The sequence below is a fragment of the Salmonella sp. NW38 genome (assembly GCF_051807745.1).
GTDB classification, from domain to species: Bacteria; Pseudomonadota; Gammaproteobacteria; order Enterobacterales; family Enterobacteriaceae; genus Salmonella; species Salmonella enterica.
The window spans coordinates 172707-187830 of sequence record NZ_JAMMTO010000003.1; the positions used below are offsets into that span (position 1 = coordinate 172707).

Genomic DNA, 15124 nt, shown 5'->3' on the forward strand with positions numbered 1-15124 from the left:
TGAGACAACGGAGCCGCTTGCGGCGACGGCCCGAAGGGCGAGCGAAGCGAGTCATCCTGCACGACCCACCAATGTAATAAGGCGCCCTAAAGGCGCTTTTTTGCTATCTGCAATATGGAAGATTCGAACCTGCAGCAGGTTTGGGTCTTGCCTGATGCGCTGCGCTTATCAGGCCTACAGACGGCACCGCTCACGTAGGCCAGATAAGACGTTACGCCGCCATCAAACACGGGCTACGTAATTATTGTGACTTTCCTTATTGAATCAGCTATCTTGTTTAGCATATAAAACAAATTAACCGATTGTGGCGTTTATTACGCTTTCATTCGGTTGTTTCGTTAAGTCAGTAAAACGAGAAACCACGATGAGCGTAATGTTTGACCCACAAGCCGCAATCTACCCGTTCCCGCCGAAACCAACGCCGTTGAACGACGATGAAAAGCAATTTTATCGTGAGAAAATCAAACGACTCCTCAGCGAACGGGATGCGGTGATGGTGGCGCACTACTACACCGATCCGGAAATTCAACAGTTGGCAGAAGAAACCGGCGGCTGTATTTCCGACTCGCTGGAAATGGCCCGTTTCGGCGCGAAGCACGCCGCATCCACGTTACTGGTAGCGGGCGTACGGTTTATGGGGGAAACCGCCAAAATCCTCAGCCCGGAAAAAACCATTCTTATGCCTACCCTGGCGGCGGAATGTTCGCTGGATTTAGGCTGCCCAATAGACGAATTTAGCGCTTTTTGTGATGCGCATCCTGACAGAACCGTAGTGGTCTATGCTAACACCTCGGCTGCTGTTAAAGCGCGTGCGGACTGGGTTGTGACCTCCAGTATCGCCGTAGAACTGATTGAGCATCTGGATAGTTTGGGGGAAAAAATTATCTGGGCGCCGGACAGACACCTGGGGAATTACGTGCAAAAACAGACCGGGGCCGATGTACTGTGTTGGCAAGGGGCGTGTATCGTGCATGACGAGTTTAAAACCCAGGCGTTGACCCGTTTAAAAAAAATCTATCCCGATGCCGCTCTTCTGGTTCACCCTGAATCGCCGCAGTCCATTGTCGAAATGGCCGATGCGGTGGGCTCCACCAGTCAGCTTATTAAGGCGGCAAAAACGCTGCCGCACAGACAGCTTATCGTGGCGACCGATCGCGGCATCTTCTACAAAATGCAGCAGGCGGTGCCTGAAAAAGAGCTGCTTGAAGCGCCCACGGCTGGCGAGGGGGCGACCTGCCGTAGCTGCGCGCACTGTCCGTGGATGGCGATGAATGGCCTGAAAACCATTGCTGAAGGGCTGGAGCAGGGAGGCGCGGCGCATGAAATACAGGTTGATGCGGCGCTACGCGAGGGCGCATTACTGCCCCTCAACCGAATGCTGGATTTTGCGACTACACTTCGGGCGTAAAGACGGAAATCTTTGGGGGAGAGAATGGATTTTTTTAGTACGCACAACATACTGATTCATATTCCGATTGGCGCTGGCGGGTACGATCTCTCGTGGATCGAAGCGGTAGGGACCATCGCCGGCCTGCTCTGTATTTGGCTTGCCAGTCTGGAGAAGATCAGCAACTACTTTTTTGGACTGGTTAACGTCACCCTGTTTGCGATTATTTTCTTTCAGATCCAGCTTTATGCCAGCCTGTTGCTGCAACTCTTTTTCTTTGCCGCCAATATTTATGGCTGGTATGCGTGGTCGCGGCAAACAAAGGATAATCAAGCCGAGCTTAAAATCCGCTGGCTGCCGTTGCCAAAAGCAATGGCATGGCTGGCGATATGTGTGATAGCTATCGGTTTGATGACGCGATATATCGATCCCGTATTCGCCGTCCTGACGCGCGTGGCCGTCGCCATTATGCAGATGCTGGGGTTACAGGTGACAATGCCCGTACTGCAACCGGACGCTTTCCCGTTCTGGGACTCTTGCATGATGGTGCTGTCTATCGCGGCGATGATTCTGATGACACGCAAATATGTCGAAAACTGGCTCCTGTGGGTGATAATCAACGTGATCAGTGTGGTGATTTTTGCTTTGCAGGGCGTCTATGCGATGTCGCTGGAATATCTGATCCTGACATTTATCGCCGTGAACGGTAGCCGCCTGTGGATAAACAGCGCGCGGGAGCGAGGATCGCGCGCTCTTTCCCGTTAATGGTGATGAACATGCCCGGATGGCGTCTGATTCAGATGACAGTCCGGGCCGTGGCACACTTGATACTCCATTTGAATCGTAGCGTGCGCAATATGGTATTCGTGCATCAGGAAATCCTGGATACGTTCCAGCAGCGCATCATGGTCGTGTGGCGGAATGACCTGAGCGTGCAATGTCATGACCGGTTTTTCGCCGACCATCCAGACATGCACATGGTGTACGTTGCGGACTTCGGGGATTTCCCGGCTTAAATGGCGCTGTAAGGCATTAATATCCAGTGAAACCGGCGCGCCTTCCAGCAATTCGTTGACGCTATCTTTTAACAAACGCCAGGCGCTGCGTAACACCAGTACCGAAACCAGAATAGAGAGAATCGGGTCCGCTGGCGTCCAGCCCGTCCAGATAATGATCAGCGCGGCGACTATTGCGCCGACGGAACCCAGCAAATCGCCCATCACATGTAGCGCGGCAGCGCGCACGTTCAGGTTTTTTTCATCGCTTCCCCGATGGAGAATCCAGAACGCAAACAGGTTCGCCAGCAGACCCGCGACCGCAATCACCATCATCAGATTACCCGCCACCGGACGTGGCGTGTAAAAGCGCTCTATCGCTTCCCAGACAATGAGAAGGGTAATGACCACCAACGCAATGGCATTCACAAAGGCCGCCAGTGTGGTGAGTCTTAGCCAGCCAAAAGTGTGGCGAACAGTCGGGGGGCGACGGGAAAATTGAACCGCCAGCAGCGCAAAGAGAAGGGCCGCCGCGTCGGTGAGCATATGTCCCGCATCCGCCAACAACGCCAGAGAGCCGGAGAGTATCCCGCCCACCACCTCAAGGAGCATAAATCCGGCAGTGACGATAAAGGCGAAAAGCAGGCGACGAGCATTATTATCTTTCGGCAGGTGTGAATCGGCATGAGAGTGTGAGTGCGCCATAACGTCATTCCTTTGTTATTCTCATCAATACTGTAGACATCATACTGATTTTTCGCTGACAAAATAAAAAGGAGAGCGAAAGCTCTCCCGTTATCAGACTTTTTTCTGCATTACTGTGTGGTACCGTCGGTTTTGGTATTCACGTCATTATTGACGCCATTACCGGTTTCCACTTTTTTATTAATATCCGGGCAGCGACCGTCTTTACACATGGTATTTTTATGCTCTTCATCCTTGGTCATTCCGTCATGATTCATGGTTGAACCGTCTGGATGCTGCATCGTGCTGTTAGTATTGCCGTTGGTATTGATGTCGTTGTTATTCACATCATTCGGCGCTACATTCTGGCGGGCGTCCGGGGCAACCTGACCGGCATTTGCCGCCGAGTTCGCCTGGCCATTACTGGATTGCGCGTTAGATTCAGCAGCTAACGCTGCGCCGCTGGCAAGGCCGAGGGTAGCGGTGAGTAAAAGCGTAGTCAGTTTTGTCATTTTCATAAGATGCTCCTGTTATGGTGGATATGTCGGATAACCTCTTCCAACAGTGCACGTGTCAGTCAAATCCTCAAATAAGGGATAAAAAGCGTTCGCCGCCGCGGGTTAACGCAGCAGAGAATCTTGCAATAATTCATAAACAGAGTGGTTACAGTTAAAAAGTGTAGGTTAGATCCCATTTTTCGCTACATTTGTGCGTTTTTTTCCTGAATTCCAGGATTATTCCGTTCAAAGTGTAAAAGCCCGTTTACACTATTTAATTGAAGAGATAGATTGGAGGGATTGCATTCATTGGGATAAGTACGGCAACACTGGAATAAACATGAATTATCAGAACGACGATTTACGCATTAAAGAAATCAACGAGTTATTACCTCCGGTCGCGCTGCTGGAAAAGTTTCCCGCCACGGAAAATGCAGCAAATACCGTTGCTCACGCGCGCAAAGCCATCCATAAAATTCTCAAAGGCAATGACGATCGTCTGCTGGTGGTGATCGGTCCTTGTTCAATTCATGATCCGGCAGCGGCGAAAGAGTATGCCGCCCGTTTGCTGGCGCTACGTGATGAGCTTCAAGGCGAGCTTGAAATTGTCATGCGCGTCTATTTTGAGAAACCGCGTACCACCGTCGGCTGGAAAGGGCTGATTAACGATCCGCACATGGATAACAGCTTCCAGATTAACGACGGTCTGCGTATTGCGCGCAAACTGCTGCTGGATATTAACGACAGCGGCCTGCCTGCCGCCGGCGAATTCCTCGATATGATCACGCCGCAATATCTGGCCGATCTGATGAGCTGGGGTGCCATTGGCGCGCGGACTACTGAATCCCAGGTTCATCGCGAACTGGCGTCTGGCCTCTCTTGTCCGGTCGGTTTTAAAAATGGTACTGATGGCACGATTAAAGTCGCCATTGACGCCATCAACGCCGCCGGCGCGCCGCATTGCTTCCTCTCCGTCACTAAATGGGGTCATTCGGCGATTGTGAATACCAGCGGCAACGGCGACTGCCATATCATTCTGCGCGGCGGTAAAGCGCCAAACTATAGTGCGCAACATGTTGCTGAGGTGAAAGAAGGCCTCACCAAAGCGGGACTGACGCCGCAGGTCATGATCGATTTCAGCCATGCCAACTCCTGTAAGCAATTTCAAAAGCAGATGGAGGTTTGCGCCGATGTCTGCCAGCAGATAGCGGGCGGTGAAAAAGCGATTATTGGCGTGATGGTAGAGAGTCATCTGGTAGAAGGAAACCAGAGTCTGGAAAGCGGTCAGCCGCTGACCTACGGTAAAAGCATTACTGACGCCTGTATTGGCTGGGAAGATACCGATGCGCTGCTTCGTCAGTTGTCGGCAGCGGTAAAAGCCCGTCGTGGTTAATCTTCATTACGTCTTAAACCGGCCCGTAAGGCCGGTTTTTTATTTGGAAACCGGTGAGATAGGCCACCGTGTCATCAATCGAAATATAAATAAATATATAACGAAATAATTCGGCGCTATAATTCTCCTCTGATTAATAACGTAGCCCGAACCATGACCTGTCAGGACAAATCACTTTTAGCCCCCGCTCTCGCTTCCACGCCCGTCATTCCGCGCTATCGCCAGCTCATACGCAAACGGGCCGTGCTCATGTTAGCTATTGCGCTGGCGATGATGGCTTCACTGATGGTGGATGTAACCTGTGGGTCTTCTGGTTTACCGCTCAGTGCGCTGTGGCAGGCCCTTTTCCAGCCGGAAAAGGTGAATGCGGGCATACACGTTATTGTCTGGGATATTCGTTTACCCTATGCCCTGATGGCGCTGCTGGTAGGCATGGCGTTAGGGTTAGCGGGCGCCGAAATGCAAACCATTTTAAATAATCCGCTGGCGACGCCGTTTACCCTTGGCGTATCGTCCGCGGCGGCTTTTGGCGCTGCGCTGGCGATTGTGTTGGGGATCGGTATTCCCGGTATTCCAGCCACTTGGTTTATCCCGGCCAATGCGTTCATCTTTGCACTTTTATCCGCGTTACTATTGGACGGTATTACCCGTTGGACAGGCGTCGCCGCATCCGGAGTGGTGTTGTTCGGCATTGCGCTGGTATTCACCTTTAACGCGTTGGTCGCCATTATGCAGTTTGTGGCTGATGAAGATACGCTGCAGGGGCTGGTATTCTGGACGATGGGGAGCCTGGTCCGTGCGTCGTGGGAAAAATTGGGCGTACTGGCCGTGGTGTTTATTGCTGTGCTTTTTTGCGCGTTACGAAGCGCCTGGCAACTCACGGCATTACGTCTGGGCGAAGAGAGGGCGATGAGCTTTGGGATTCATGTCCGCCGTTTACGCCTGCTGTCATTGTTGCGTATCAGCTTGTTATCAGCGCTGACGGTAGCTTTCGTCGGGCCGATTGGTTTTATTGGTCTCGTTGCACCGCACATTGCGCGAATACTTTTGGGGGAAGATCACCGTTTCTACCTTCCGGGCAGCGTGCTGATAGGCGGGCTGGTGTTATCGCTGGCCTCTATTGCGGCGAAAAATAGTGTTCCGGGCGTCATGGTGCCGGTGGGGATTGTCACCTCGCTGGTCGGGGTTCCGTTCTTTTTAAGCATTGTATTGCGACATCGGGGGAGTCTCTGATGCGCGGGTTAATGCTCCGCTCATTTAGCGCCGGCTATTCCACTCAGCCGGTTATTACAGATCTCAACGTTCCCTTACTGCCGCGCGGGAAAATTACCATTTTGCTGGGGCCGAACGGCTGTGGTAAATCGACGTTACTACGTTCGCTGGCCGGGCTGAATAACGCCGACGGCGAGGCGCTGCTTGATGGCGAAGATCTCATGTCGTTATCGTTTGCCGAGCGGGCGCAGAAAGTTGTGTTTTTGCCGCAGTCATTACCGCAGGGCGTACATCTGCATGTTCTGGAGTCGATTATCGTGGTACTGCGGGCATCAGGCGGCAGAGACAATGCGCAGGGCAGATCGCAGATACTGGCTATCCTTGAGCAATTGGGCATAACGCATCTGGCGTTGCAGTATCTCGACCAGCTTTCCGGCGGTCAGCGGCAGTTAGTGGGTCTGGCGCAATCACTGATTCGTCGCCCTGAACTTCTGTTGCTGGATGAGCCGCTCAGTGCGCTGGATTTAAACTATCAGTTTCACGTAATGGATCTCGTGCGTCGGGATACCCAGGCGCAAAATAGGGTGACTATAGTCGTGGCGCATGACATTAATATTGCACTGCGTCATGGTGACCATGTACTGATGCTAAAAGACGGCAGGCTGGTCGCCAGCGGCGCGCCGGAGACGGTGATTACTGCGGAGCGTCTGGCTGAAGTGTACCGGGTACGAGGACGCGTGGAGCGCTGTTCGCAGGGGAAATTGCAGGTGGTGCTGGACGGCGTGATCGCTGTTTAAGACGTATTGCCTGATGGCGCTGCGCTTATCCGGCCTACCCATTGCTCGTAGGCCGGATAAGGCAGTTATACCGCTATCCGGCAAAGGTGATTACTTCGCTTTACCCTGATTCGCCACGGCAGCCGCTTTCGCAGCGATCTCGTCAGCGTTGCCCAGATAGTAATGTTTGATCGGCTTGAAGTTTTCGTCGAACTCATACACCAGCGGCACGCCGGTCGGGATGTTTAACTCAAGAATCTCATCTTCACTCATGTTATCCAGGTATTTCACCAGCGCACGCAATGAGTTACCGTGAGCGGCGATGATCACGCGCTCACCGCTCTTCATACGCGGCAGGATGGTGTCGTTCCAGTAAGGAATAACGCGGTCGATGGTCAGCGCCAGACTTTCGGTCAACGGCAGCTCTTTCTCGCTCAGTTTGGCATAACGTGGATCGTGACCCGGATAACGCTCATCATCTTTGGTCAGTTCCGGCGGCGTCACGGCAAAACCGCGGCGCCACTGTTTAACCTGCTCGTCACCATATTTTTCTGCCGTTTCCGCTTTATTCAGCCCCTGCAACGCGCCATAGTGACGTTCATTGAGTTTCCAGGATTTTTCCACCGGCAGCCACGCCTGATCCAGTTCATCCAGTACGTTCCACAGCGTATGGATAGCGCGTTTCAGTACGGAAGTGTAGGCAAAATCAAAGCTGAAACCTTCTTCTTTTAGCAGTTTACCCGCTGCTTTTGCTTCGCTTACGCCTTTTTCAGACAGGTCAACATCATACCAGCCGGTGAAACGGTTCTCTTTGTTCCATTGACTTTCACCGTGACGTACCAGAACCAGCTTAGTTACAGCCATACTCTCACTCCTATAAATCATATGTAATGATAATAATTCTCATTATATTGCCGCGAGATGTTGGCGGCAATGCTTACGCATAACCATAGCGAAAATAGTGGCGCAGTGTAAGGTTCTTGTGAACTCAGAGTTGCGATTTTGTCTTTAAGTGGTGGAGGTTTGAGCAGGGCAATGGCGCGTAGGCCCGATAAGCTTGCGTCATCGGGCATGTAGCGGCATATCGTTAGAACGGAATAAACTGATACTCGGTCAGGCTGGCGTACTCCTCGCCAGGGCGAAGGATACAGTCAGGCTGCGGCCATTCAGGATGATTCGGACTGTCCGGCAGCAGTTCGCTTTCCAGCGCCAGCCCTTGCCAGTCGGCATAAGGTTCCGGTCCGCGGGAAGGTGTACCCGCCAGATAATTGCCGGAATAAAACTGTAGCGCCGGGGCGGTGGTGTAAACCATCATTTGTAGCTTTCCATCCTGTGACCACAGACGGGCCGCCGGCTTTTTGCCATCACCCTGCGTCTGTAGCAGGAAAGCATGATCGTAGCCTTTAACCTTGCGCTGATCGTCATCGGCGAGAAATTCACTGGCAATGACTTTTGGCATCCGGAAGTCAAACGAGGTATTGGCTACCGATTTTAGTCCCTGGCGTGGAATACCGGATTCATCTACCGGCAGATACTCATCCGCCAGAATTTGCAGCTTATGTTGGCGCACGTCGGTCCGATCGCCGTCCAGATTAAAATAGACGTGGTTGGTCAAATTCACCGGACAGGGTTTATCGACCGTCGCCCGGTAGGTGATGGAGATTCTATTGTCATCGGTCAGACGATATTGCGCCGTGGCGCAAAGATGGCCGGGAAAGCCCTGGTCGCCGTCATCAGAGGTGAGGGCGAATAATACCTGGCGATCGTTCTGGTTCACAATTTGCCAGCGGCGCTTGTCAAAGCCTTCCGGTCCGCCGTGTAGCTGGTTCTCGCCCTGGCTTGGGCTTAACTGTACGGTTTCGCCGGCAAACGTATAGCGGCTATTGGCGATACGGTTCGCGTAACGGCCAATAGAGGCGCCGAGGAACGACGTCTGTTCAGGGTAGTGTTCCGGGCTGGCGCAGCCCAGTAATGCTTCCCGAACGCTGCCGTCAGACAGCGGAATACGGGCGGAAAGAAGAGTGGCTCCCCAGTCCATCAGCGTTACCACCATCCCTGCGCTGTTGCGCAGGGTTAGCAGGCGGTACGGTTGACCATCGGGGGCCAGTGCGGGCGTTTCATTTAGCACTGTCCTGCTCCTTGTGACGGTTTGCATACATAAAAGGTTTCTTTGATTCCGGTTTTCGCTTCGTACTGTTGCGCAACGGCCTGCTGCACAGCGGGAACCAGATCTTCCGGGATCAGCGCGACAACACAGCCGCCAAAGCCGCCGCCGGTCATGCGCACGCCGCCTCGATCGCCGATGGTCGCTTTGACAATGTCTACCAGCGTGTCTATCTGCGGGACGGTAATTTCGAAATCATCGCGCATTGAGGCATGGGACTCCGCCATCAGTTGGCCCATACGTTGCAAATCACCTTTCTCCAGCGCGCTTGCCGCTTCAACGGTGCGCGCATTTTCGCTCAATACATGGCGAACGCGTTTTGCGACTACCGGGTCCAGTTCGCTGGCAACGGCATTGAACGCCTCAAGGCTGACATCGCGCAGGGCCGGCTGCTGGAAGAAACGGGCGCCGGTTTCGCACTGTTCACGGCGGGTATTATACTCGCTGCCCACCAGAGTGCGCTTAAAGTTACTGTTGATGATCACCACGGCGACACCTTTCGGCATGGAAACCGCTTTGGCGCCGAGCGTACGGCAATCAATCAGCAGCGCATGATCTTTTTTGCCGAGCGCAGAGATGAGCTGATCCATAATGCCGCAGTTACAGCCGACAAACTGGTTCTCGGCCTCTTGTCCGTTGAGCGCAATTTGCGCGCCGTCCAGCGGCAGGTGATAAAGCTGCTGGAAGACGGTGCCCACCGCCACTTCCAGCGAGGCGGAGGAGCTTAACCCGGCACCCTGCGGCACATTGCCGCTGATGACCATATCCACGCCGCCAAACGCGTTGTTACGCTGTTGCAGATGTTTCACTACGCCGCGCACATAGTTAGACCACTGCTGGCTATCGTGGGTCACGATCGGCGCATCCAGTGAAAATTCGTCCACCTGATTGTCGTAATCGGCGGCAATCACCCGTACGGTACGATCGTCGCGCGGCGCACAGCTAATTACGGTCTGGTAATCGATAGCGCAGGGCAGAACAAAACCATCATTGTAATCAGTGTGCTCGCCGATCAGATTGACGCGGCCTGGCGCCTGAATCGTGTGGGTGGCAGGGTAGCCGAAAATTTCAGCAAACAGCGCGCGCGTTTTCTCTTTCAGATTCATTTTTATACTCCGGATTCGCGAAAATGGATGTCGCTGACCGCGCGCAGGCGTTCAGCCGCTTGTTCTGCGGTTAAATCACGCTGGGTTTCCGCCAGCATTTCATAGCCGACCATAAATTTGCGGACGGTCGCAGAGCGCAGCAGCGGCGGATAAAAGTGCGCGTGCAACTGCCAGTGTGCGTTTTCTTCACCGTTAAACGGCGCGCCGTGCCAGCCCATTGAGTAGGGGAAGGAACACTGGAACAGGTTATCATAACGACTGGTCAGCTTTTTCAACGCCAGCGCCAGAGAGTCGCGCTGCTCGTCGTTTAAATCGGTAATGCGCAGGACATGCGTTTTGGGTAACAGTAGCGTTTCGAACGGCCACGCCGCCCAGTAAGGCACCACCGCCAGCCAGTGTTCGGTTTCGACCACGGTGCGGCTGCCGTCCGCCAGTTCCCGCTGGACATAATCCACCAGCATTGGCGAGCGCTGCTCGGCGAAGTAGGCTTTTTGTAAACGATCTTCGCGTTCGGCCTCATTCGGCAGGAAGCTGTTGGCCCAGACCTGTCCATGTGGATGCGGGTTCGAACAGCCCATCGCTGCGCCTTTATTTTCAAAGACCTGCACCCACGGATAGGTTTTGCCTAACTCGGCGGTCTGCGTCTGCCAGGTTCTGACGATTTCCGTCAGCGCGGGCAGGCTCAACTCCGGCAGCGTTTTACTGTGATCGGGAGAAAAGCAGATCACGCGGCTGGTGCCGCGCGCGCTCTGGCAGCGCATCAGCGGATCGTGGCTGTCCGGCGCATCCGGCGTGTCGGCCATTAGCGCCGCGAAATCGTTAGTAAAGACGTAAGTCCCTTTGTAATCGGGATTTTTATCGCCGGTGACACGCGTATTGCCCGCACACAGGAAGCAGTCCGGATCGTGGGCCGGCAGCATTTGCTGAGACGGCGTTTCCTGCGCCCCCTGCCAGGGGCGTTTTGCGCGATGCGGCGAAACCAGAACCCACTGGCCGGTAAGCGGGTTATAACGGCGATGCGGATGATCGATGGGATTAAATGGGGTCATAACAACGTCCTTAATCTGGGTATCCCTGCGGATGGCGTGACTGCCAGTGCCAGGTGTCCTGCGCCATTTCGTCAAGCGTGCGGGTGACGCGCCAGTTCAGCTCGCGATCGGCTTTGCTGGCATCCGCCCAATACGCCGGGAGATCGCCGTCGCGACGCGGCGCGAAGTGGTAATTAATGGGTTTACCGCAGGCTTTACTAAAGGCGTTGACCACATCCAGGACGCTACTGCCGACACCCGCGCCGAGGTTATAAATATGTACGCCGGATTTGTCCGCCAGTTTTTCCATCGCCACGACGTGCCCGTCGGCTAAGTCCATAACGTGAATGTAATCGCGTACGCCGGTGCCATCCTCGGTCGGGTAATCGTTGCCGAAAACGGCGAGCGATTCGCGACGACCCACTGCGACCTGGGCGATATAGGGCATCAGGTTATTCGGAATACCTTGCGGATCTTCTCCCATGTCGCCCGACGGGTGCGCGCCGACCGGGTTGAAATAACGCAGCAGCGCAATACTCCACTCCGGCTGGGCTTTTTGCAGATCGGTGAGGATCTGTTCTACCATCAATTTACTTTTGCCGTAGGGGCTTTGCGGCGTGCCGGTAGGAAAACTTTCGACGTAAGGAATTTTGGGCTGATCGCCATAAACGGTGGCGGAGGAGCTAAAAATAAGGTTTTTAACGTTGGCCGCACGCATGGCGCTGACCAACCGTAGCGTACCGTTGACGTTGTTGTCATAGTACTCCAGCGGCCTGGCGACCGATTCGCCGACGGCTTTCAGGCCGGCAAAGTGAATCACGGTATCAATCGCGTGATCGTGCAGAATTTCGGTTATAAGCGCTTCGTTGCGAATATCGCCTTCGACAAAGGTCGGGTGCTTACCGCCCAGACGTTCAATAACGGGCAGCACGCTGCGCTTGCTGTTGCAGAGGTTATCGAGGATGACGACGTCATGACCATTTTGCAGCAATTGTACGCAGGTATGACTTCCAATGTAACCGCTACCACCTGTAACCAATACTCTCATAATTCGCTCCGTTAAGCCTATGGTATGGAATAACCATAGCATAACAAAGATGCGAAAAGTGTGACATGTAATAAATTAGTGGAATCGTTTACACACTGGTGATTTTACGCATTTATATCAATTAAATGATTACAAATCATCTGGCTTGAGAATGCTTCTGCTTTTTATCCGAAAAAAAGGCGCGTTACGCGCCTGGGAATGAAACGGACGGGGCAGGAGCTGTCAGTCTTTTTTACGTGAGAGTAGCTTCCTGGCGAGCGCCCCGACAGCGACGACGCCGATGGCGGTCACTTTCCAGAATTTAAGTAACGCGATACCGAGCATAGCAAGCAGTCCTACTTTCTTGGCCGCGATACCGCCAATCAGCGCGGCGAGCCCATACTCCGCTATTTTGTCCGTTGATTCGTTGAAGTCAGCGTAGCGTTGTCCAGAGTTGAATTTGACGGAACTGAGAATTCTTTTCGCCAGAGGGATTTCATGGTCAACAGAACCTCTGTCGGTCACCAGATTTAAAGAAAAATAGCCTTCACGTCCCAGCAGATAGGTGTTGTAGTTCACGCCTTGTTCATTCAGTGGTTCGTTGGTGCCGATATCCTGGATGGCGGCGGACCAGATCAGACGATGATTGGTTGCATCGTAGGTAGGCTTCTCGATCCAGCCAATAATTTCTATCGGCTCAATGCCTTTTGCAATACGATCTTTATTCGCTTCTTTTGTTCCTTTACGCAGGTTATCCATTAATTCATCGGCATCCCAATTTTTTGCATCATCATCTTTTACATAACCAGAATCATCATATTCGATAGAAATAAATCCATTCATTTCCTTTTTAAATACGAGACCGTAAAAATATTCATCGTCAACATAGTTACCAATTTCACGCATAAATACCGCCGCTTCTTTTGCGGGTATCCAGGTAAATCCTTCCGGCAGATTAAGCGTGGCTTTATCACCTAAACTAATTTTTGTCGGACCCGCAACGGCGGCGCGACTCATGCCTTCAACAGCGACCTCAACGGCGGTTTTACGCGCTTCCTGCGCAGCGGTCGGCTTTTGCTCAGCATAACTGCCGGGGCAAAATAACATGGCTGCCAGTAAAAATAGTATTATTTGTGGAAAACGAAAAGCCATAATGAATCCCTTATATTCACATACGACATCATTGTCGAAAATTACAGGATTATTATGACAATGAGGCGGTCAGCGATTCAAGAGATAGTAAGCTTATCGACCGTTATTATTATTCTTAATAAAAGGAGAGTGGTTCCAGAATGGCGCGCGGCGCCATTCTGATAATACATTTAATTATTGCATCGTCCGGAAACATACTTATAACGTTCGCCCTCTGGTACAAATTCCAGTCGGTGGGTAATACAGGCAGGCGCATCCTCTGCATGATGGGAAACGAACAGCAGTTGGGTCTCTCCCTGGCGAATTAATACATCCACAAAACGGCGTACCAGTTGGCGATTCAGCGGATCCAACCCTTGCAGCGGCTCATCCAGAATCAACACTGTCGGATGTTTAACCAGCGCGCGCACGATCAGCGCCAGCCGCTGCTGTCCCCAGGAGAGACTGTGGAAGGGGGCATCCGCCGTACGCTTATCGATTCCCAGAATATCCAGCCACTGTTGCGCCAGTTTTCGTTGCCTGTCTGAAACGGCCTGGTAAATGCCGATAGAATCGAAAAAGCCGGAGAGAATGACATTGCGCACCGTGGTACTGACGCGGTAATCCAGATGTAAACTGCTGCTGACGTAGCCGATATGTTTTTTGATATCCCAGATTGTTTCGCCGCTTCCTCGCCGCCGCCCGAACAGCGTGAGATCGTTGCTGTAGCCTTGCGGATGATCGCCAGTAATAAGGCTAAGCAACGTAGACTTACCCGCTCCGTTAGGACCGACGATCTGCCAGTGTTCGCCCGGATTGACTCGCCAGCTTAGGTGGTGGAGGATAGGGCGATCGTTATACGAGACTACGCCATCGTTAAGTACGATCCGTGGTTCGCCATCGGGTAACGCATGGCGGGCGGAAGGTTCGTCCGGTTCGGGTAATTGTACGTCGGTCAGACGCTCGCTGTGCGCGAGTTGAGCGACCAACGCCCGTTGCAGCAACTCTGCCGTCGTTCCGGTCTCCGCCAGCGTACAGTCGGCAAGCACGCCGGCAAACTGCACGAAGTCCGGGATTTCATCAAAACGGTTGAGTACCAGCGCCAGGGTCATACCCGCCTGGTTCAACGCCGTCAGGCGTTGCGCCAGTTGTTGACGGGCGGTCACGTCAAGCCCGTCGAACGGTTCATCAAGGATCAATAACTCCGGCTCAGACATCAGCGCCTGACACAGCAGCGCTTTTCGCGTCTCGCCGGTAGAAAGGTATTTAAAACGCCTGTTGAGTAAAGCGGAAATGCCGAACTGCTGCGCCAGCATCGCACAGCGGGCAGGATGGTGAACTTCATCCTGAATAATTTCCGCGGTAGTGCGCCCGGTATCGTCTTCGCCAGGACTGAGCATATCGGTGTTATTACGTTGCCACTCATCGCTGACCAGCTTTTGCAATTGTTCAAAGGACAGACGAGTAATGCGGGTAAACCGACACTGGCGCTCGCCTGTTAATAACGGCAGTTCACCCGCCAGCGCGCGGGCGAGCGCCGACTTCCCGCTCCCGTTAGCCCCAACGAATGCCCAGCTATCGCCCGCATTGAGCGTCAGCGAATCCAGATGAAGTGTTTTTGTATCGCTCAGACGAAACGTGCCTTGCGAAATTTGCAACGATGACATTTTGCATCCCATTTTTTGCAGCGATGAATGACAGGGATACGTCTTTCGGCAACGGAT

General features: G+C 53.2%; 14 protein-coding genes. 5 read left to right on the plus strand and 9 right to left on the minus strand.

Features of this window, described 5'->3' with window-relative positions; translation table 11 throughout:
- Window positions 1–364 precede the first annotated feature (364 nt).
- The gene (gene nadA, locus NA624_RS07095; RefSeq protein WP_000115352.1) at window positions 365–1408 is read left to right on the plus strand and encodes a quinolinate synthase NadA; all 1044 of its coding nucleotides are present in this window, start codon (window positions 365–367) and stop codon (window positions 1406–1408) included.
- A 24-nt stretch (window positions 1409–1432) separates the two neighbouring features.
- Window positions 1433–2152: a nicotinamide riboside transporter PnuC gene (pnuC, locus tag NA624_RS07100; protein ID WP_000345365.1), complete on the plus strand. Its 720-nt coding sequence runs from the start codon at window positions 1433–1435 to the stop codon at window positions 2150–2152.
- On the opposite strand, the gene zitB is transcribed toward pnuC, so the two are convergent.
- Together zitB and NA624_RS07110 are read right to left on the minus strand one after the other, a co-directional pair.
- A complete protein-coding gene (gene zitB, locus NA624_RS07105; RefSeq protein WP_000951250.1) occupies window positions 2149–3087 on the minus strand; it encodes a CDF family zinc transporter ZitB in 939 nt (312 codons plus the stop codon). The two genes, pnuC and zitB, sit on opposite strands and share 4 nt — an antisense overlap.
- A 110-nt stretch (window positions 3088–3197) precedes the next feature.
- The gene (locus tag NA624_RS07110; protein ID WP_000784380.1) at window positions 3198–3584 is read right to left on the minus strand and encodes a YbgS-like family protein; all 387 of its coding nucleotides are present in this window, start codon (window positions 3582–3584) and stop codon (window positions 3198–3200) included.
- A 319-nt stretch (window positions 3585–3903) separates the two neighbouring features.
- Here NA624_RS07110 and aroG point away from each other — a divergent pair, with 319 nt between their 5' ends.
- From aroG to NA624_RS07125, 3 genes are all read left to right on the plus strand, one after another.
- The gene (aroG, locus tag NA624_RS07115) at window positions 3904–4956 is read left to right on the plus strand and encodes a 3-deoxy-7-phosphoheptulonate synthase AroG (protein WP_001109234.1); all 1053 of its coding nucleotides are present in this window, start codon (window positions 3904–3906) and stop codon (window positions 4954–4956) included.
- 153 nt (window positions 4957–5109) lie between these two features.
- On the plus strand, window positions 5110–6189 hold the full coding sequence (locus NA624_RS07120; RefSeq protein ID WP_000128335.1) for a FecCD family ABC transporter permease: 1080 nt from the start codon (window positions 5110–5112) through the stop codon (window positions 6187–6189).
- Entirely contained in the window at window positions 6189–6965 is a 777-nt protein-coding gene (locus tag NA624_RS07125) for an ABC transporter ATP-binding protein (RefSeq protein ID WP_001214719.1), read from the plus strand. The genes NA624_RS07120 and NA624_RS07125 overlap by 1 nt, the downstream gene beginning before the upstream one ends.
- Window positions 6966–7055: 90 nt before the next feature.
- Here the strand turns inward: NA624_RS07125 and gpmA are convergent, their stop codons facing one another.
- The 7 genes from gpmA to modF all read right to left on the minus strand — a co-directional run bounded on the left by gpmA (window position 7056) and on the right by modF (window position 15067).
- Complete coding sequence (gpmA, locus tag NA624_RS07130; protein WP_000301554.1) at window positions 7056–7808, minus strand: 2,3-diphosphoglycerate-dependent phosphoglycerate mutase; 753 nt, start codon at window positions 7806–7808, stop codon at window positions 7056–7058.
- 223 nt (window positions 7809–8031) lie between these two features.
- Window positions 8032–9072 (minus strand): galactose-1-epimerase, encoded by a 1041-nt coding sequence (gene galM, locus NA624_RS07135; RefSeq protein ID WP_000931428.1) that lies wholly within the window; start codon window positions 9070–9072, stop codon window positions 8032–8034.
- Window positions 9066–10214: a galactokinase gene (galK, locus tag NA624_RS07140; RefSeq protein WP_001049366.1), complete on the minus strand. Its 1149-nt coding sequence runs from the start codon at window positions 10212–10214 to the stop codon at window positions 9066–9068. Before galK ends, galM begins: the two co-directional genes overlap by 7 nt.
- A 2-nt stretch (window positions 10215–10216) precedes the next feature.
- The gene (gene galT / locus NA624_RS07145) at window positions 10217–11263 is read right to left on the minus strand and encodes a galactose-1-phosphate uridylyltransferase (RefSeq protein WP_000187471.1); all 1047 of its coding nucleotides are present in this window, start codon (window positions 11261–11263) and stop codon (window positions 10217–10219) included.
- 10 nt (window positions 11264–11273) lie between these two features.
- Window positions 11274–12290: a UDP-glucose 4-epimerase GalE gene (gene galE / locus NA624_RS07150; RefSeq protein ID WP_001265465.1), complete on the minus strand. Its 1017-nt coding sequence runs from the start codon at window positions 12288–12290 to the stop codon at window positions 11274–11276.
- 222 nt (window positions 12291–12512) lie between these two features.
- On the minus strand, window positions 12513–13421 hold the full coding sequence (locus NA624_RS07155; RefSeq protein ID WP_000885520.1) for a DUF2167 domain-containing protein: 909 nt from the start codon (window positions 13419–13421) through the stop codon (window positions 12513–12515).
- A gap of 170 nt (window positions 13422–13591) precedes the next feature.
- Entirely contained in the window at window positions 13592–15067 is a 1476-nt protein-coding gene (modF, locus tag NA624_RS07160; RefSeq protein ID WP_000096943.1) for a molybdate ABC transporter ATP-binding protein ModF, read from the minus strand.
- Window positions 15068–15124: the final 57 nt, after the last annotated feature.